At 61.8% G+C, this 19,176-nt stretch carries 15 protein-coding genes and 1 pseudogene; 6 read left to right on the forward strand and 10 right to left on the reverse strand.

Annotated features, from left to right (window positions below; genetic code table 11):
- Window positions 1-108: pseudogene (locus K2Q04_RS17760) on the forward strand (class I SAM-dependent methyltransferase); the annotation flags it as partial.
- Window positions 109-344: 236 nt separating this feature from the next.
- Here the strand turns inward: K2Q04_RS17760 and K2Q04_RS17765 are convergent.
- Window positions 345-830, reverse strand: a complete 486-nt coding sequence (locus K2Q04_RS17765) for a hypothetical protein (protein WP_291166038.1) — start codon at window positions 828-830, stop codon at window positions 345-347.
- Window positions 831-1,684: 854 nt separating this feature from the next.
- Between K2Q04_RS17765 and K2Q04_RS17770 the strand changes: the two genes are divergently transcribed.
- Window positions 1,685-2,887 (forward strand): pyridoxal phosphate-dependent aminotransferase, encoded by a 1,203-nt coding sequence (locus K2Q04_RS17770; protein ID WP_291166039.1) that lies wholly within the window; start codon window positions 1,685-1,687, stop codon window positions 2,885-2,887.
- Window positions 2,888-2,965: 78 nt separating this feature from the next.
- Here the strand turns inward: K2Q04_RS17770 and K2Q04_RS17775 are convergent, their stop codons facing one another.
- Entirely contained in the window at window positions 2,966-3,214 is a 249-nt protein-coding gene (locus K2Q04_RS17775; protein WP_092864537.1) for a hypothetical protein, read from the reverse strand.
- A 362-nt stretch (window positions 3,215-3,576) separates the two neighbouring features.
- Here K2Q04_RS17775 and K2Q04_RS17780 point away from each other — a divergent pair, with 362 nt between their 5' ends.
- Both K2Q04_RS17780 and K2Q04_RS17785 read left to right on the forward strand, forming a co-directional pair.
- Complete coding sequence (locus K2Q04_RS17780) at window positions 3,577-5,661, forward strand: elongation factor G (RefSeq protein ID WP_291166040.1); 2,085 nt, start codon at window positions 3,577-3,579, stop codon at window positions 5,659-5,661.
- A gap of 98 nt (window positions 5,662-5,759) precedes the next feature.
- Entirely contained in the window at window positions 5,760-6,245 is a 486-nt protein-coding gene (locus tag K2Q04_RS17785) for a cupin domain-containing protein (protein ID WP_291166041.1), read from the forward strand.
- On the opposite strand, the gene K2Q04_RS17790 is transcribed toward K2Q04_RS17785, so the two are convergent.
- From K2Q04_RS17790 to K2Q04_RS17820, 7 genes are all read right to left on the reverse strand, one after another.
- A complete protein-coding gene (locus K2Q04_RS17790; RefSeq protein ID WP_291166042.1) occupies window positions 6,242-6,484 on the reverse strand; it encodes a formate dehydrogenase subunit delta in 243 nt (80 codons plus the stop codon). The two genes, K2Q04_RS17785 and K2Q04_RS17790, sit on opposite strands and share 4 nt — an antisense overlap.
- 32 nt (window positions 6,485-6,516) lie before the next feature.
- On the reverse strand, window positions 6,517-7,335 hold the full coding sequence (gene fdhD / locus K2Q04_RS17795) for a formate dehydrogenase accessory sulfurtransferase FdhD (protein WP_291166043.1): 819 nt from the start codon (window positions 7,333-7,335) through the stop codon (window positions 6,517-6,519).
- 31 nt (window positions 7,336-7,366) lie between these two features.
- Entirely contained in the window at window positions 7,367-10,264 is a 2,898-nt protein-coding gene (gene fdhF / locus K2Q04_RS17800; RefSeq protein WP_291166255.1) for a formate dehydrogenase subunit alpha, read from the reverse strand.
- A gap of 54 nt (window positions 10,265-10,318) precedes the next feature.
- Complete coding sequence (locus K2Q04_RS17805) at window positions 10,319-11,884, reverse strand: NADH-quinone oxidoreductase subunit NuoF (protein WP_291166044.1); 1,566 nt, start codon at window positions 11,882-11,884, stop codon at window positions 10,319-10,321.
- Window positions 11,881-12,411: an NAD(P)H-dependent oxidoreductase subunit E gene (locus K2Q04_RS17810; RefSeq protein ID WP_092864546.1), complete on the reverse strand. Its 531-nt coding sequence runs from the start codon at window positions 12,409-12,411 to the stop codon at window positions 11,881-11,883. The genes K2Q04_RS17805 and K2Q04_RS17810 overlap by 4 nt, the downstream gene beginning before the upstream one ends.
- 204 nt (window positions 12,412-12,615) lie before the next feature.
- Window positions 12,616-13,521: a LysR family transcriptional regulator gene (locus K2Q04_RS17815; RefSeq protein WP_291166045.1), complete on the reverse strand. Its 906-nt coding sequence runs from the start codon at window positions 13,519-13,521 to the stop codon at window positions 12,616-12,618.
- A gap of 115 nt (window positions 13,522-13,636) precedes the next feature.
- Window positions 13,637-14,374: an SDR family NAD(P)-dependent oxidoreductase gene (locus tag K2Q04_RS17820; protein ID WP_291166046.1), complete on the reverse strand. Its 738-nt coding sequence runs from the start codon at window positions 14,372-14,374 to the stop codon at window positions 13,637-13,639.
- 475 nt (window positions 14,375-14,849) lie between these two features.
- Between K2Q04_RS17820 and K2Q04_RS17825 the strand changes: the two genes are divergently transcribed.
- On the forward strand, window positions 14,850-17,123 hold the full coding sequence (locus K2Q04_RS17825) for an EAL domain-containing protein (protein ID WP_291166047.1): 2,274 nt from the start codon (window positions 14,850-14,852) through the stop codon (window positions 17,121-17,123).
- 37 nt (window positions 17,124-17,160) lie between these two features.
- On the forward strand, window positions 17,161-18,108 hold the full coding sequence (locus tag K2Q04_RS17830) for a TIGR01459 family HAD-type hydrolase (RefSeq protein WP_291166048.1): 948 nt from the start codon (window positions 17,161-17,163) through the stop codon (window positions 18,106-18,108).
- Window positions 18,109-18,129: 21 nt separating this feature from the next.
- Here K2Q04_RS17830 and K2Q04_RS17835 read toward each other — a convergent pair whose 3' ends face one another.
- Window positions 18,130-19,128 (reverse strand): NAD(P)H-quinone oxidoreductase, encoded by a 999-nt coding sequence (locus tag K2Q04_RS17835; protein WP_291166050.1) that lies wholly within the window; start codon window positions 19,126-19,128, stop codon window positions 18,130-18,132.
- Window positions 19,129-19,176: the final 48 nt, after the last annotated feature.

Raw genomic sequence — 19,176 nt, forward strand, 5'->3', positions numbered from 1 at the left:
CACATCGCAGCCAAACTCGCTCTCGCGCCAGGTCAGCGCGTACTCGACATCGGCAGCGGCTGGGGCGGTCTCGCGCTCTACCTCGCGCGGGCGTCCGGCGCGGACGTGAAGGTCAACGCCTGCTCGCCGGGCTGGGTCAGGACTGCCATGGGGGGCGAGGCTGCGCCTCGGTCGCCGGAACAGGGCGCGGAAACCGCGATTTGGCTCGCGACGCTGGACAGCGCGGGGCCGAACGGCGGATTTTTTCAGGACAACGAACAGCAGCCGTGGTGAGGGTGAGCTTTGGTTGGCGATGGCGACTCCCCTTGCGGAGAACCGGCCGCCATCGCGGGCACTCGAAGCCGTTAGAGAGTGCGGCCGGTGCGGCCAGCTACGACAGGAGCGCCGCCCTGCTGGATTTCCATGACGAACCGGATCGGCCGAGCTGCCGTGTCGCCCAAATCACGCGCCGTCACGAGCACCAAGTGGCTTGATCCCGACGATGTGTCGATCTGGGTGATTTGCGGCGAGAAGTCCGCAACGGTTGCGACTTCGAGCGTGCGCCGGACGCCGCCCAGGTTCATCGATATCTGATCGCCGACAGAGATTGCCTTGGTGACGGGGGCCGTGCCGTCGCGCATGGCGGTCAGCCAGAAGTCTTCCGATCCCGAGATCGGGGCTTTGGCCGATGCGACTTGCTTGGCCTCGACGCTGGTTTTGTTGAGGGCGGTCTGAAAACTCTTCCGGAGGACGGTTTCGCTGTTGGCGAAAAACAATGCGCCAGCGATGGCGGCAACGGTAGCGCCGGCCGTCAAGCCCAACCAGAAGGGTCTCAATTCCTGCTTCGTCATGCTTCGGCCTCCAGCATTCCTATCAGGTTGGCGAAAACGGCGCAGATGCCCGCTCGCCGTTTCCAGAGGTACAGTCGAGATTAAGGCAATTCAATAGCGCGTCACGCCACATCAGCCGCATACCCTACCCCGACAGGGGGAAACGGCAAGATTCGGGGCGTAAGTTCGGCGAAGATGCCTAAGAAACGCTAAGTTCAGTGAGGCCATCAGGGAAAATGCGACACCGAGCAATCCCCAGGCGGCCGTTTGGCTGGTTTGGCGGTAGACCGCATCGGCGGGGGAGCTGGCGGTCGCTATGGCGACGATCGGCAGCGGGCCAGGCTCGGCGAGGGCCTTCACGGCTGCCGGGCTGGGGGCGAGCTGGAGGCCCGCGAATGCGGCGGGGCTCGTGCCTGCACTGACTGGCGCCACGAACATCGTCGAAACGAGAACGAACGCCAAGCCGCTGATGGCAATGTCAATTATCGGACGCCATAGGCGGCGCCGGTATTTGGGTTTCGCCGCGCCATTCCGTCGACGCGCACGTGCTTCCGGCTGAACGCTGGCTGGCATCGTCTCAATTCCTCCCGCTCGTCATCAACTTGGTAAGCAGATCACGTGGGAGAATGTTGAACCGGGCTTCTGGGCGGCCATGGGTTCGGATTGTGGCGCAAGCTTATCAAATGGCGTTCGCGGGATGATTTTGGTGCATTTGTTGCGCCGTCGCATCAGAGGTTGCAGTGCAGTCCCGCTCCAGGGAAAACGCTGCCTTGCAGCACGGAAACATTGCAATTACGGTCCGCGCCGCTTATTTCGCGTCGCGAAACGCTTAATTTCAATCCCGATAACTCAATCCGATAACAGGCCACGCCAACATGGGCTTCATCGCCGACACTCTGAACCGCATCCAACCCTCCGCGACAATCGCCGTTTCGATGAAAGCGCGGCAACTCAAGGCGCAAGGGCGAGACATCGTCTCGTTGTCGGCCGGTGAGCCCGATTTCGACACGCCGCAGAACATCAAGGACGCTGCGAAGCGCGCGCTCGACGAGGGCAAAACGAAGTATACGGACGTCGACGGCATACCCGAGCTCAAGGCGGCGATCGCCGCGAAGTTCAAGCGCGACAATGGCCTCGACTACAAACCAAGCCAGGTTTCGGTCGGGACCGGCGGCAAGCAGGTGCTCTATAACGCGCTGCTCGCGACGCTCAATCCGGGTGACGAGGTCGTCATTCCCGCGCCGTGCTGGGTTTCCTATGCCGATATCGTTCTGCTTGGCGGCGGCAAGCCGGTCTTCGCAGAGACGACCATCGAAGACGGCTATAAGCTCAGGGCGGAAGCACTGGAGAAGGCGATTACGCCGAAGACGAAGTGGTTCATCTTCAATTCGCCATCCAACCCGACGGGTACCGCATACTCGGCTGCCGATCTGAAAGTTCTGACGGACGTACTTCTGAAGCATCCGCACGTGTGGGTGTTGACGGACGATATGTACGAGCACCTGCTCTACGACGGACTGAAATTCGCGACTCCGGCGCAAGTCGAGCCGAAGCTCTATGACCGCACGCTGACAATGAACGGGCTGTCGAAAGCCTATTGCATGACCGGCTGGCGTCTCGGCTATGCGGCGGGTCCGGAAGTGCTCATCAATGCCATGCGCAAACTGCAGTCGCAGTCGACTTCGAACCCGTCGTCGATCGTGCAGTGGGCGGGCGTCGAAGCTCTCAACGGGCCGCAGGACTTCATCGCCGCCAACAACAAGATCTTCGTCGAGCGCCGCGATCTCGTCGTCAGCATGCTCAATCAGGCAAAGGGCTTGCAGTGCCCGAAGCCGCAGGGGGCGTTCTACGTCTATCCGAGCATAAAGGCGTTGATCGGCAAGACGAGCAAAACGGGCACGGTGATCAAGAACGACGAAGATTTCGTCACGGCTTTGCTTGAGGAAGAAGGCGTCGCGGTTGTCCACGGAGCGGCGTTCGAAGGATCGCCGTCGTTCCGCGTTTCGTATGCGGCTTCGACCGAGTCGTTGAAGGATGCCTGCACGCGCATTCAGCGCTTCTGCGGAAATCTCGCCTGAGATCAAAACCGGCAAAACAAAAAGCGCGCGACCTTGGTCGCGCGCTTTTCAAATTCAGCGCTGGGCGTTGTTCGCTTCTCAGGCCGGCGTTGCGCCGTGATGAACGAAGCGATCGGTGAACCAGTCCCACGCGTTGGCGATGTGGCCGGTGAGCGGCTTGCCATCGACGGCGGGAACAACCGGTCGCCAAATCGCGATCGCCGTCGGCGGCTGCGACTTGAATTCAAACACCTGAGGTTCGGCGCCGAAAGCGTCGGGGAGTTGTTCTTCGGCGGCCATGACATATCCGGCAGCGTTGGCCGCGGACATCAATGTTTCGATACTCATAACCCAGCCTCGCATTTCCTGAGCCAATATCCCTCTGGCTCGTTCCGTATTTCTCGCCAGTGCCCTATGAACGCGTGAAACGCCGGAAGAGTTCACAATGCGACAAGTTTAAAGTTATTCAAGTTATTTTTGTCTTGCGGGCCCCCTCGGGAAGGATATCGCGAGAAGTAGCTTTGGCGGCGCAGTAATGGACCCCCGCATATCGAGTAATTCTACCGCGCCGCAATAAATTTTTCACGAAACTGTGCGGTGATTCCCGTTGTGCCTCTACCGCTTTGGAGCGAGCATTCCTTTGGCCGCTCTCTTCCGAGGTGCGGGGCGCGGCTTGCATGGTCGCGCGCCTCGCAACATCGGAGGCAATCATGACGAGCTCAGATGGCCCGAAGGGCGGGAATGGCAATCAAAGTACCAGGGCTGGGGTCCGAGGCGCGCGATGCGTTGCGCTCGTCGGACCCTTCGCCAGCGGTAAGACGACACTTCTCGAAGCCATACTCGCCCGCACCGGCATCATTTCAAGGGCCGGTTCAATCACACAAAATTCGACGGTTGGCGACGGTTCGCCAGAGGCCCGCGAGCACGCGATGAGCGTCGGTCTCAACGTCGCGGATGCTTCATTTCTTGGTGAAAATTTCACGTTTATCGATTGTCCGGGCTCCGTCGAGTTCGCGCATGAGGGCACACTCGCGCTTCCTGCCTGCGATATGGCCGTCGTCGTTTGCGAAGCCGATCCGAAACGCGTCTCGGCCCTCCAGGTCATTCTCAAGCAACTCGATGACGCGGGCGTTCCGCACATCGTGTTCCTGAACAAGATCGATACCTCGCCCATTCCGGTTCACGACGTCATTCCGAGCCTGCAGCCGGCAAGCGCCAAACCGCTCGTGCTGCGCCAGATGCCGATCTGGGAAAACGGGATTGCAACGGGCTTCGTCGATCTCGCGTCGGAGCGCGCGTACGTTTACCGCGAACATGCATCGAGCAAGATCATCGAGCTGCCGTCTGCGATCGAAGCGCGCGAGAAGGAAGCGCGATTCCAGATGCTCGAGAAGCTCGCTGATTACGACGATGAACTGATGGAGCAGTTGCTAGCGGACATTCCGCCGCCGAACGATCGCGTTTTCGACGACCTCTCCAAGGAGCTTCGCGATGGCTTGATATGTCCTGTCCTCATCGGCTCAGCCGAGCACGGGCACGGAATCCTTCGGCTGCTGAAGGCGCTTCGTCATGAATGTCCGACCGTCGAGGATACGGCGAAGCGGTTGAAGCTCGATGGTCTCAAATCCGCGGCGTACGTCTTCAAGAGCGTGCATACGAAGGCGGGCGGAAAATTATCGTATACGCGCGTTTTAGCGGGCGAAATCGCCGATGGTGCGACGGTGACAGGTGCGAGCGGGCACGAGCAGCGCGTCGCCGGCATCTTCACCATACGCGGCGAAGAGGCGATCAAGCGTGGGCCTGCCAAAGCAGGCGATACGGTGGCGCTGGGACGGCTCGATTCGATTCATTCGGGCGAGACGATCGCGGTCGGCAAGACGGCGATCGCGCAACTGCACGTACCGGAGGCGCCGCAACCGGCGCTCGCAATTGGGCTCGGCCTCAAGGATCGCAAAGACGAGGTGAAGCTTTCGTCCGCCGTTGCCAAGCTGGTCGACGAAGACCCGTCGTTGTTGCTCGAACACAATGCCGAGATGCATCAAATTCTGCTGCATGGGCAGGGTGAGATGCACCTTCGGGTGGCGCTCGAACGGCTGCTGCGCAAGTACGGCATCGAAGTCGTGCGCGAGAAGCGGCGTGTCGGGTACAAGGAAACGATCCGGTCGTCGACTGAAGTTCGCGGACGGCACAAAAAGCAGTCGGGTGGGCATGGCCAGTTCGGCGATGTGAAGCTCGACATCAAGCCGCTACCGAGAAGCGGCGGCATTACCTTCAGCGAGACGATCACAGGCGGGGCCATTCCGAGGAACTTCATTCCCTCGGTCGAAATCGGCGTGCGCGATTACCTCACCGAAGGTCCGCTCGGCTTTCCCGTCGTCGACGTTGCGGTGACGCTGACGGATGGGTCGTTTCACTCGGTCGATTCCTCCGACATGGCCTTCCGGCAAGCGGGGCGGCTCGCCATGACGGAAGGGTTGCCGAAGTGCAATCCGGTTCTGCTCGAGCCGATCATGGCCGTATCCATCGCGGTGCCGTCGGAGTCCAATGCGCGGATCAACAGCATCATCTCGCAGCGGCGCGGCCAGATCCTCGGCTTCGACGCACGTCCGGAATGGCCGGGATGGGATTTGATCCAGGCTCATATTCCGGAAGCGGAGATGGATAACCTGATCATTGATCTGAGGTCCGCGACGGCCGGTGTCGGCTCGTTCACCTTCGGATTCGATCATCTGTCGGAAGTGTCCGGGCGGCTCAAGGACCAAGTCCTCGCTGCCAGCCGCGCGGCGGCTGAGTAAGGGCCATTTCAGATTGGAATGGAAAAGGGCGGTTCGAACCGCCCTTTTTTGTTGGAGGGCTGCTAACGTACCGGGCGATAATCATTGCGGAGACAAAAATGTCTGCGGAAAGCAGGGGACTTCCGTTGGCGGTCGAGGCGGCCGCGGTTCCACCAAGAACGAAGCCCTCGAATTATCCCGAGCCGTTCTTTTCCCGGATGCTGAAGCGGGAGAAGCGGGCACTTGGCGATCAGTTCGGGCTCAAGAACTTCGGCGTCAATCTCACGCGACTTTGGCCGGGCGGGGAATCCGCGCTTCTTCATCGCCACAGCAAGCAGGACGAATTCGTCTATATCCTCGAAGGCCGGCCGACGCTGATTACGGACGCGGGTGAGATCGAACTCGCGCCGGGCATGTGCGCGGGCTTTCCCGCGGCGGGCGTGGCGCATCACCTCGTCAACCGAACGGATCGCGACGTCGTCTATCTCGAGGTCGGGGATCGCACGCCGGGGGACACCGGGACTTACCCTGCCGACGATCTAGAAGCACGTCTTGGCGCGGACGGACGCTGGCTCTTCACGCACAAGGACGGCACGTCCTATTAGCGCGCCGCTGCCTTTGCCGGCGATTTCGGGCCCTTGAAGTAATCGGCCATCGCTTCGAGAAACAGCGGCGACAAGCCTTCGCCGCCGGCATCGATGTGAGCCTTCAGAGCGTTGCGCATGCGCGGCTCCCACGAGGCATGGATGTGCTTGGAGATGCCGTCGAGAGCTTCGGCCTTCGGGTAGACGGCGAAGTAGTCCGTGATTTGATTGGCCATGCGGACGAGATCAGAAGCTTGCATCAGGTTTCTCGATTGAGATTGGATTGCGTTGATCAGGAATGGAATACGACGGGGCCACCTGGCCCGCGAGACGCCAGAAAGAGGTCGGCCTTCTGGGCAAGTTCGAGGGCGAGGACGGTCGGCGCGGAGACTGTCACCAGAGCCTGGATGCCCGCTGTGACTGATTTCTGCACCAGTTCGAAGCTGCAGCGGCTCGTCATCAGGACGAAACCGTCCGTCCGGTCGATGCCTTGCGTGTAGAGGGCGCCGATGAGTTTATCGAGAGCGTTGTGGCGGCCGACGTCCTCGCGGACGAAGCGGATCACGCCGTCTTTCGATACCCAAGCTGCGCCGTGAACCGACCGGTTGAAGCGGTTCATCGGCTGGTGATCGAAAAGGTCCCGCTCGGCGCGCCGTATCGCGTCAGGACTTGGCGACCATGTCCGGCCAAGCCGCTGCAAGGGCCGGACGGCGGATTCGATGTCTTCGACACCGCATAGGCCGCAACCCGTGCGGGCCTCCATGGCGCGGCGCGCAAGACGCGATGTTTCGATCGCGGCGTCAGGCACAGCGACGTCGATGGCCATGCCGCCTTCGACCGGCATCACGAGGATGCCTTGGATTTTGGAGGGATCCGGGACGATGCCTTCGCCGACGAGAAAGCCGACGGCGAAATCGCGGAGATCCGCCGGCGTCGACATCATGACCGTGTAGGGCTCGGAGTTGATCTGCAGCGCGACGGGCACCTCCTCGGGGAGCTGCCATGTCACGGACTGCGTGCCGGAGGCCGTCTGCAGCTCGCCTACGGCGGGGCGCGAGCAAAGCTCCGCTCCACCCTGAGGCTGCTTTACGTCCTTCGGCACGACATTCATCGCAATTCAACTCCAGGCTGGGAGGTCGAGATTACTCGGCCGGCTCCAGCTTCTTTTCCTTGGAGATGCGCTTGTTCTCGACTTCACGCTCCTGCCATTCCTCCTGCCACTCGGACGGGTGGTTGGAGACGGTCACCTGCACCGCCGTCACCTTGTACTCGGGGCAGTTGGTCGCCCAGTCCGAGTTGTCCGTGGTGATGACGTTGGCACCCGTGACCGGGTGATGGAACGTCGTATAGACGACGCCCGGCGGCATCCGGTCGGAGATCTTGGCCGTCAGCGTCGTGGCGCCGACGCGGCTCGCGAGCGACACCTTCATGCCGGTCTTGATGCCGCGCAGTTCGGCGTCGCTCGAATGGATCTCGAGGATGTCCTCGGGGTGCCATGCGACGTTGTCCGTGCGGCGCGTCTGGGCGCCGACGTTGTAGTGCGCGAGGATGCGCCCGGTCGTCAGGATGAGCGGGAAGTTGCGGTTCGAGCGTTCCGCCGTCGGGACGAAGCCCGTCAGCATGAAGCGACCCTTACCACGCGTGAACTCTTCCGTGTGCATCACAGGCGTGCCGGTCGGGTGCTCTTCGTTGCACGGCCACTGGATCGAGCCAAGCTCATCGATGCGATCGAAGGAAACGCCCTCGAACGTCGGCGTGAGGCGAGCGATCTCGTCCATGATCTCGGCCGCATTGTTATACCGCATGGGGTGGCCCATGGCGGTCGCGATGCGGGAGACGACTTCCCACTCCGGCATTCCCTGCTTCTCGCGCATCACCTTGCGCACGCGGTTGATGCGGCGCTCAGCGTTGGTGAAGGTGCCGTCCTTTTCAAGGAACGACGTGCCGGGCAGGAACACGTGCGCGAACGCTGCCGTCTCGTTGAGGAAGAGATCCTGCACGATGACGATGTCCATCGAGGACAGCGCGTGTTCGACGTGGTGCGTGTTCGGGTCGGACTGGGCGATGTCCTCGCCCTGGATGAAGAGGCCCATGAACGATCCGTCGGAGGCGGCGTCGAACATGTTCGGAATGCGAAGGCCAGGCTCGGCTGCGAGCTTGACGTTCCATTCCTTCTCGAAGACGGCGCGGGTCTCGGGAACCGAGACGTGGCGGTAGCCCGGCAGCTCATGGGGGAACGAGCCCATGTCGCACGAGCCCTGCACGTTGTTCTGGCCGCGCAGCGGGTTCACGCCGACGCCCTCGCGCCCGATGTTGCCCGTCGCCATCGCGATGTTGGCCATCGCCATGACCATCGTCGAGCCCTGGCTGTGCTCGGTGACGCCGAGGCCGTAGTAAATCGCAGCGTTGCCGCCGGTGGCATAGAGGCGGGCCGCTTCGCGAACCTGCAGTGCCGGAACGCCGGTGATCGGTTCGAGTGCTTCCGGCGAATTCTCCGGCTGCTTGATGAACTCTTCCCAGCGATAGAAGTCGGTCGGCTCGCAGCGGCGCTTGACGAACTTGCGGTCGATCAGGTTCTCGGTCGCGATGACGTGACCAATGGCGTTCATGATCGCGACGTTGGTCGAAGGCTGGAGCTGCAAATGATAGGCAGCTTCGACGTGCGCGGAGCGGACGAGTTCGATGCGGCGGGGATCGACGACGATCAACTTGGCGCCCTCACGGATGCGCCTCTTCATGCGCGATCCGAAGACCGGATGCGCGTCGGTCGGGTTCGCGCCGACGAGAAGTATGACGTCTGTCTTGTCGACGCTCTTGAAGTCCTGCGTGCCGGCGGATTCACCGAACGTCTGCTTCAGACCGTAGCCGGTCGGCGAGTGGCAGACGCGGGCGCAGGTGTCGATGTTGTTCGTATTGAAGGCGGCGCGGACCATGCGCTGGACGGCGTAGACTTCTTCGTTCGTCGTGCGCGACGACGTGATGCCGCCGATCGAATCCTTGCCGTACTTCGCCTGCGTATCTTTCAGGCGCTTTGCGGCGTAGTTGATCGCCTCGTCCCACGACACGACCTGCCACTCATCGGTGATCTTCTCGCGGATCATCGGCGTCAGCACGCGATCCTTGTGGGTCGCATATCCGAAGGCGAAGCGGCCCTTAACGCACGAGTGGCCTTCGTTGGCGCCGCCATCCTTGTACGGCATCATGCGCGCGACTTCCTCGCCGCGCATTTCGGCTTTGAACGAGCAGCCGACGCCGCAGTAGGCGCAAGTCGTCACGACGGAGTGTTCGGGCTGGCCGAGGTCGAGCACCGACTTTTCGATCAGTGTCGCGGTCGGGCAGGCCTGCACGCAGGCGCCACATGAGACGCATTCGGAGGCCAGGAATTCTTCGTCCATGCCGGCCGAGACGTGCGAAGCGAAGCCGCGGCCGTCGATCGTCAGTGCGAACGTGCCCTGCACTTCCTCGCAGGCGCGGACGCAACGCGAGCAGACGATGCACTTCGCGGGGTCGAACTGGAAGTAGGGGTTCGAGCTGTCCTTCGGTTTGAAGCGATCGTTCGCTTCGCCATCGGCGCGCTTCGCGAAAACGTGGTTTTCGCCGTCATAGCCATAGCGCACTTCGCGGAGGCCAACGGCGCCCGCCATGTCCTGCAGCTCGCAGTCGCCGTTGGCGCCGCAGGTCAGGCAGTCGAGCGGGTGGTCGGAGATGTAGAGCTCCATGACGCCACGGCGAATGTTCGCGAGGCGAGGGTTCTGCGTCGTGACCTTGATGCCGGGCGCGACGGGTGTCGTGCAAGATGCGGGCGTTCCCTTGCGGCCTTCGATTTCGCAAAGACAAAGGCGGCAGGAGCCCCAGGCGTCGAGGCTGTCGGTCGCGCAGAGCTTCGGTATCTGGATGCCGAGCTGCATCGCGGCGTTCATGATCGACGTGCCTTCGGCGACCGTGATCTCCTGGCCGTCGATCTCGAGCGTCACCATTTTGGTGGCATCGGTGATCTCTGGGCTGGGCGTGCCGTAGTCGATCTCTTTGATGAGGGTCATCGGCTTGACGTGGTGGTTCATCGAGCGTCCTCGTTGAGGATTCTAATTCTGAAATTACTCTGCAGCGTCCGCGAGAAACTTATTCGGCGACGGCTTGTGGAAGTCCTCGGGGAAACCACGAACCGCACTCATGACCGGAAACGGCGTCAGACCGCCCATTGCGCAGAGCGAGCCGTCGGCCATAGTCACGCAAAGATCTTCGAGCAGGGCTAAATTCTTCTCGCGATCGACGTCGTCGATGATCTTGTCGATCACCTCGACTCCGCGCGTCGAACCGATGCGGCAGGGCGTGCACTTGCCGCAGCTTTCGATCGTGCAGAATTCCATCGCGAAGCGGGCCTGCTTGGCCATGTCGACAGTGTCGTCGAAGACGACCAGGCCGCCGTGGCCGACCATCGCGTCGACCTTGGCGAATTCCTCGTAGTCCATCGAAACGTCGAACTTGGATTCCGGGATGTAGGCGCCGAGCGGGCCGCCGACCTGGACTGCGCGAACCGGACGGCCAGTCGCCGTGCCACCGCCCCAGTCTTCGATCAGCTGACGCGTCGTAACGCCAAAAGCTTTCTCGACGAGACCGCCCTGCTTGATGTTGCCTGCGATCTGGAACGCCAGCGTGCCGCGCGAGCGTCCGACGCCATAGTCGCGATAGAACTCGCCGCCCTTGTCGATGATGATCGGTACGGCCGCGAAGCTCATCACGTTATTGATGATCGTCGGCTTGCCGAACAGGCCTTCGATTGCGGGGATCGGCGGCTTGTAACGAACAATGCCGCGCTTGCCCTCGATGCTTTCAAGCATGGAGGTTTCTTCGCCGCAGATGTAGGCGCCTGCACCCATACGTACAAATAGATCGAAGGAATGCTTTGTTCCCTGAATATTGTCGCCGAGCCAGTTGGCGCGACGCGCAATCTCGATTGCTTCGCGCAGGACGTGCACCGAGTGCGGATATTCGGAGCGGACGTAGATGTAGCCCTTCTGGGCGCCACCCGCGATGGCCGCGATCGTCATGCCTTCGATCAGGCAGAATGGATCGCCTTCCATCAGCATGCGGTCGGCAAAGGTGCCGCTGTCGCCTTCGTCGGCGTTGCAGGCGACGTACTTTTCACCGGCCGGGAGATCGTGAACCGTTTTCCATTTGATGCCGGTCGGGAAGCCGGCGCCGCCGCGACCGCGAAGGCCCGACGTCGTCACTTCCGTTACGATGTCGATCGGCTTCATCTGGAGGGCTTTCGCCAAGCCGGCGAAACCGCCGTGGCTGCGATAGTCCTCGATCGAAAGAGGATCGGTGATGCCGCAGCGCGCGAACGTCAGCCGCTCCTGATTTTTGAAATATGGAATTTCTTCCGTGAGGCCGTGGCCCAACGCATGGGCCTTGCCGTCGAGAAAACCTGCATCGAACAGGCTCGCCACGTCGCTTGGCGCAACTGGGCCATAGGCGACGCGGCCGTTCGCAGTCGTCACCTCAACGAGCGGCTCGAGATAGAGCATGCCGCGCGAACCGTTGCGGACGATCTCGACTTCGAGTTTCCGCTTCTTCGCTTCGGAGGCGATTGCGGCTGCAACCTCATCGGCGCCGACAGAAAGGGCCGCTGCGTCGCGTGGTACAAAGATCTTGATCATTCCGCGGCTTCCTTCTCGAGTCCGCCGATGATCTCATCGAAACGTTTAGGATCGACTTTGCCGTAAAGTTTTTCGCCGACCATGATGGCGGGCGAGAGCGCGCAGTTGCCGAGGCAGAAAACCTGCTCGATGGTGACCATTCCGTCAGCCGTCGTGCCGCCGAGCGACGTGCCCAATGATTTTTCAGCGTGCTGGCACAATGCGTCCGTGCCCATCGACTGGCAGGCTTCGGCGCGGCAGATCTTAACGACGTGCTTGCCGACCGGATGGCGTTTGAATTCATGATAGAAAGTCAGCACGCCGTAAATTTCGGCGCGCGAGCGGTTCAATGCCTTGGCTATGACCGGCAACGTTGCGTCCGGCACGTAGCCGAGCTGGTGCTGCAAGTCGTGGAAGATCTCAAGAAGCTCGTCAGGCTTGTTTCCGTGGCGTGCGCATGACGCCAGCGCCGCGACCTCAGCAGGGGTCGGGGCCGGGAATTGGTCTACCCGCGAGCCGTTCGTTTGCTTTACGGCTTTCTTCGCCATGTGTGGCGTTTCCTCAGTGTTTTGTTGGCGGCCACGGTGATCCCGAAAACCACTTTGCCGCGTGACGTTAAGTGTGTCATCCGGTCTCATTATTCAAATCGATATGACCGATCTCGTCATAGATGTCACCTATGAAGCAGCGCAATAACTGAGGTGAAACTCACAGTTTGAGGCAAAAACGGGCTGCTAAGTGTTTATTTCTCTTCAGGAAATAATGTTTACTGAAAATTTAGCGGCGGCCGCCTGAAACGCTCGAACAAGGGGTGCGACAGGATCGCGGTTCTGGGTTACAAGGCCTACGCTGTGCGCGACTTTCGGTTCAACGAGGGGAATCGCTCTCAATCCACCGTTGTTGCCGAGCAGATCCAAAAGATAATGCGGCATCACGCTGGCGAGCTGCATCAGCCTGACATTCGAATAAAGGTTAATCACGGAGTTGGTTTCGAGTGCGGGCGCCGGGCGGCATCCGGCATCGCGAAAGGCCCGGTCGATGATTCTCCGGTTCTGCATGTTTGAAGTCAGCAACCCCAACGGCAGTTCGGCGGCTTCGCGCCACGTCACGGTCTCGCGATCGGCGAAGACGTGGCCATCGGGGATGAAAAGACAGTAGTGCTCGACATAGAGAGGCGTCGCGACGAGGCCGTTGATCGGCTCGTTGTCGAGATAGGTAATGCCGGCGTCGATCGAATAGTCCTCGAGCCCGCGGAGAATTTCCTCGGAGCTCATCGACATGATCGTGAAGTTTATCTGCGGGTGCAGGCGTTGAATGTCGCGCGTGAGGTAGGGGAGCATCGGCAACGCCGACGGTATTGCGCCGAGTGTCAGCCGTCCGGTCAGGCCAAAATCGCTGATCGCCAGGTGCGCCAGCTCTTGATGCATCGAGGCCCAGTTGTTGAGGATGAGCTGCGCCCATTTGAGGACGCGCTCGCCTTCCTGGGTCAGGCCCTGGTAACGCTGGCCGCGCTCGACGATCGGCACGCCGAGTTCGAGCTCGAGCTGGCGGATGCGCCCAGAGAGCGTCGGCTGGGTGACGTTGCAAGCCTGGGCCGCCCGCGTGAAATGCTTTTCGCGGGCGAGGGCGACCAGATATTGAAGCTGGCGGATGTCCATTCGTCTCTCTCTCCCGAGAGAGGGCTAATCATCGGCGGTTCGATGATCAAATGCAATCGAGCGGCCCGTTCAAGGCTCGATCGGCCCGTATAGGGGCAGAAAGCCGGAGGCGAGCTTAGAAGTCGAGTCCGCCTGCATCGAAGACGTGACCCGAGAGCGAGCGTCCCCGGCGCGACGCGAGGTGGAGCGCTAAAGTGGCCACGTCCGGCTCGTTCGTGAGATAAGCGCCAGAGCGGCTGCCATCATAGAAGGCGCGCGGGCCGACGCCGTTGATGCGGATGCCTTTACCCGCCCATTCGCGCGCTTCGTTCGCGATCATCGCGGCCAGTGCCGTCCGGGCAAAACCGGCGACAGCGGCCGAGCGGCGATCTTGCGGCTCAGGCATTTTCAAGACGTTCAGGACCATGCCCTCGCTCAGTACGAGGTTCATGCGGTTGGCGATGACGCGCGTCAGCTGTGCGAGCGGCGCGAGCTTCGTCGAGACGAGGGCTTCGAGATCGCCTTCGCCACGAATCGATTGGATTTCGGTGGAAGAGATCGTCGCCATGTTGATCGCAACATCGAGGCCGCCATAAGCCTGGGCCGACGTCTGCGCGAATTTCGCGGCGCAATCGGCCGTCGATATGTCGAGGGTGTGGAGGCGAATTTCGCTGGCGCTCTGCGAGAGCAGGGCTGCGAGTTCGACCAGCTCGGGGGAAAGGTCGGTCGTATGGACAACGAGCCGGGCTTTCAGATCTGCGAAGGCTCGTGCAACGTCAACGCCGGCGATGCCAGTCAGGCCCGTGATCAGGATGCGCGCGCGCTCAAGCTCACTCGAGACTTCACTTTCGACGCTGGCACCTACTCGATCCATGTACATGCGCTCTTCCCCTCCAGACATACGCTAAACCAACAAACGCGAGAGGCGCCGTCGGTCGGATAATAGCACGCCGATTCGCCTAACGAGATCTAAACAGCGCGCCGATTCGGGTTTGCGGGAGACGGGTCAAGGGCGCTTTTGCGGCTATGCACCGCCGCCGGCGATATGTTCGAAGCATAGAATCATGTGACCGGCGGGCCCCGGCGGGGTTATGATTTGCTTGGTTGTGGCGATGCCGCGCGAAAAGGTGGTGATAGCGGCCGCCGGCACATTGCTTCCCTTCATGTGTCTGCGAAGGTTGAGGCAAGACGAATCGAAGGCAGCCTGGAACACCATGACAAAGCAGGACAATTCAAAGCCGCAAGCAAGTGTCGATCAATCCGACACGCCTGCGCCGTCGCAGGCTCTCTCTCAAAGCGCGGGGCAAGGTCCCGGACAGGGCACCGGGTCCGCGCCGATGCGAGGTCCAATGGTTGGCCCTGCGAACGGCCCGACGAATGGATTGGCGAATAGCCCCGCGGAGCCATCGATCGGTCCGGCTACCGGTCAGGCCGCCGACGCGCCGCGCGAGCCCAGATCGCGCGACGGGCTTATCGTTGCATCAATCCTGATCGTGTCCGCGGCGATTACGATGATGTGCTTTTCGCAGCTCGGCCTTTCGATGCCGATCTCGATTGCGACTGGCGTCGTTGCGCTGTCGCTGTTGATGCTCATTCATAAGCAGGTTCAGAAATCGGCGCAGATTGCGCTGCTCAAGGCGGAACTCGCGCGCGCCGAGTTTGCGCAGGCGCGCCTTGACGTGAAGCCGAACGGAGCGAAGCAGAAGATCTCATCGGCGCGTCCGGCGCCAGCGGTGGCCGCGCCCGGTCCGTCGCTTCCGTCAGCTCCGAATGCGCCGTCAGCCGTGAATGTACCGGCAGCTTCGAGCACGCCGGAATCGCGCATTCGCGAACTTAGCCGCGATATCGGCAATTTGGTTCCGCGCTCCGAACCGGCGGCTCCGGCGCAGCCAGCCGGCGCGCCTCAGCCGCCTCACGGCACAGCCGGTCTTTCGAGTGCCCGGCCTCTTGCGTCCGTTGACGCCGACAGGGCAGGCCGCTCGGCGCCGCATGCGCCGATGCAGTCCGCCGCTGAACCGGTTTCCGCGAAACCCACTGCCGAGCCCAAGGGCCGACCGGTCTTTGCGGCACCGGCGAGCGAAAGGCCGGTTCCCGAAACCGGTCGCGAGCGCTGGTCATTCCGGCGGCGCGTCGATGTTCAGCCGCAGCAGCCGCCGGTAAAGGGCGTCACACCGCCTCCGGGCTGGTCTGCTTCGGCCAACGTGCCGAAGGGCGACGTTGCGATGACGATCGAAGGCGATCTCGAGCTGGTGCAGCGGAAGATTAAGGAACTCGCTGACGAGGTGAACGCTGCCGAGGCGTTGCGCGCGCCGAAGTCTTCGCGTGCGCATGAGCTGCCGAAGCCGAGTGCAAGCGCGCTCGAAGATTCCATCGGTGCGCTGAGAGCCGTTGCAACCAGCATGCGCCAGCGGCCCGCGGGCTTCGGCGATTTCCTTCCAACACTTGATGCGGCCAAACCGGCTTCGAAATCTGCTTCGGCTCCGGCTTCGCTGCCGGCGCCTTCGATGTCGCCGGGCGCACCGCCGATGCAGGCAGCTGCACCAGCACCGGTTTCGCCACCGGCGGAGCCTGTTCAGTCGCAGGGTCTCGGAGAACTCGTCATTCCGGCAACTGCGGAGCGCATTGCCGGTTTCGAGCCGGAAGATTCCGTCGACGACGCTACGTTCCGCGAAGAGGAAGCTGACGCTGAATTGGGCCGCCATGAGCCAAATCTAAGCGGAATGAGCCTTGCTGAGATGGAGCGTGCAAATCCGGGCAGCATTCAGCGTGAAGCTTCGCCGCTTCCAGAGCTGACGCTTCCTGAACTGCCTATCCTGGAGTTCAGTGCCGAACCGGCGTCTACTCCCGAATTGCCGCCGCGTGTCGCCTCGATCGCTCGCGCGATCGAAGAGGACGCGATCGACGTGACGCTCGGGCCGATCGTGACAATCGCGGAGCATTCCGTCAGCCATTATGAAATGACGGCTAACCTGCGTTCGGCCTCCGGCGAACCACACGACGCAAGCGAGCAAGATTTCTCGCTGGTCGGCGGCGATCTCGATACGCGCTTCGACATTTCGCGTCTCAATCGCGCCGCCGCTCTCGCGTCACGGATGGATGCGCGCGACAGGGCCGGTTCGCTACTGACGAGCTTTCTCGGCTCGTCGGTCACGAGCAGGACGTTCCTCGAATCCTTCGCTCACGCCTACGAAGTCCGGCCGAGAATTTCCGCACAGCTCGTGTTGACGTTCTCGCAACGCTCGATCGACGAATTCACTCCGGCCGCATGGCAGGCGCTGCGCGACATGCATTCGTTCGGCTTCCGCCTCGCGCTCGATCAGGTGACGCACATGGGGACGGATTTTGCTGCGCTCCAGCAAGCCGGCTTCCGCTTCGTCAGGTTCGGCGCACAGCCGTTGCTTGAGGGGATGACGTCGCGCGACCGCTTTGTGCCGGCGGATGAAATCCTGCAACGTGTGACGCTGGCGGGACTCTCGGTCATCGCGAGCGGTATCACGGATGCTGCGATGCAGAAGCGCTTGCTCGATGCGGGCATTCTGCTCGGCCAGGGTCCGCTCTTTGGAGCACCTCGCCAGGTCAACATCGACGGGAGCCGTCCGGCCAAGCATTCGGCGGCGGCGTAACCAGCCGGAACCACGCTGACTGTGACGACGGAGCCGGATGACAGTCCGGCTCCTGCTCGTTTATAGGCCGCAAATCGAGGTCGCATATCGCATATCGCATTTCGCACAACGGGCCTCGGGCAAGGTCCGCATGTCTGCCATTCCGCTCTTCTCTTCCATCGTTCCGCTCGCTGCCTCGTCCGACCTCTGGTTCGTCGACATCTGGGGCGTGCTGCACAATGGCGTTCGGCCGTTTGCATCGACCGTTGCGGCTTGCGAAGCTTTCCGAAAGCAGGGCGGCACTGCGCTTCTCGTCACCAACTCGCCGCGTCCGCATGACAGCGTGATCCGTCAGCTCGATGGCATCGGTGTTGCGCGCTCCGCTTACGATGGCATCGTGAGTTCGGGCGACGTCTCGCGCAGCCTCATCGCAGCTTGGGCGGGACGGCCTATCCTGCACATCGGGCCGTCGCGCGATCTGCCGATCTTCGCCGGACTTGGCGCAACGCCTGGAGCGTCCGCGGACGATGCGGATGTCGCCGTCTGCACGGGACTCTACGACGACGAAACCGAGACGCCGGAAAATTATTCGGAGCTGCTTCAGAAGCTCAAGGTGCGCAACGTGCCGATGGTCTGCGCCAATCCCGACTTGAAGGTCGAGCGCGGCGGCCGGATCATTTATTGCGCCGGTGCGATCGCGAGCGCGTACGCGGCGCTGGGCGGCAACGTGAGTTATGCCGGAAAACCCTATCAGCCGATTTACGATCTGGCGCTGCGTACGGGATCCGATATCCGCGGAGTTCCGGTTCCCAAGGACCGTGTGCTCGCGATTGGCGACGGCGTCGCGACAGACATCGCGGGCGCGGCAGGGTTTGGCATTCGTTCGGTCTTCATCGCGAGCGGCATCTACGTCGGCTCTGACGAATCTCTCACGGGAGCGGCCGGGCGGCTTTTCCCAGCGGGTGCGCCGCAGCCGGTCGCTCTCATGCAAAGTTTGGTGTGGTAGGCTGATCGCTCGATTGGCCGCTCAGGCGACGGTCAGCACGATCTTGCCTATGTGCGCACTGCTCTCCATTCGTGCGTGCGCTTCGCTCGCCTGCGCGAGGGGATAGGTGCTGTCGATCGGTATCTTGATCTTGCCGGAGACGATGAGCGGCAGAGCGTGCTCCTCGATGCTGCGGGCAATTTCGCCTTTCACCTCGGAGGTACGAATGCGCAGCGTCGATCCGGTGAGGGTCAGCCGTTTCAGCATCACGCGAATGAAATCGACCGTCGCGGTCGATCCTTTCTGAAAGGCGATGTTGACGAGGCGGCCATCGTCCCCGAGCGAGCGAATGTTCTTCTCGATGTAATCGCCGCCGACCATGTCGAGGATGACGTCGACGCCCTTACCTGCGGTCTCGTTCTTGATCACCTGCGCGAAATCCTCTGACCGGTAATTGATGGCGACGTCGGCGCCGAGGGCGCGGGCGGCTTCGCACTTTTCATCCGAGCCGGCGGTCGTGAAGACGGTTGCTCCGAATGCCTTCGCGAGCTGGATGGCGGTGACGCCGATGCCGCTCGTGCCGCCATGGACCAGGAATTTCTCGCGAGCCTTGAGGTGGCCGCGGTCGAACACGTTGTGCCAGACGGTGAAGAAGGTTTCGGGGATCGCTGCCGCTTCGACGAATGAGATCGCCTCCGGCTTTCTGATGCAGCACAGCTCGGACACGGCGACGAATTCGGCGTATCCGCCACCCGGAACAAGAGCCATGACCGGGTCGCCAACGGCGAATTGGCCAGCTCCCTCGCCAAGCGCGGCAATGACTCCTGAGACTTCGAGGCCCGGAAGTTCCGAGTGACCTTTGGGCGGAGGATAATTTCCCTGCCTCTGCAGCACGTCCGGCCGGTTTACTCCGGCAGCTGCAACCTTGATCAGGACTTCGCCCGCTTTGGGCTGCGGCACCGGCAAATCGGTCAAGCTCAGCACGTCGGGACCGCCCGATCCCACGATCACAACGGCTTTCATCGATGTCGGGAGACTCATCTCGCTCGCTTTCTCATTGAAGATAGCCGAGAGGAATGCACTGGGACG

It is taken from the genome of Hyphomicrobium sp. (assembly GCF_019753045.1).
Lineage (GTDB): Bacteria > Pseudomonadota > Alphaproteobacteria > Rhizobiales > Hyphomicrobiaceae > Hyphomicrobium_B.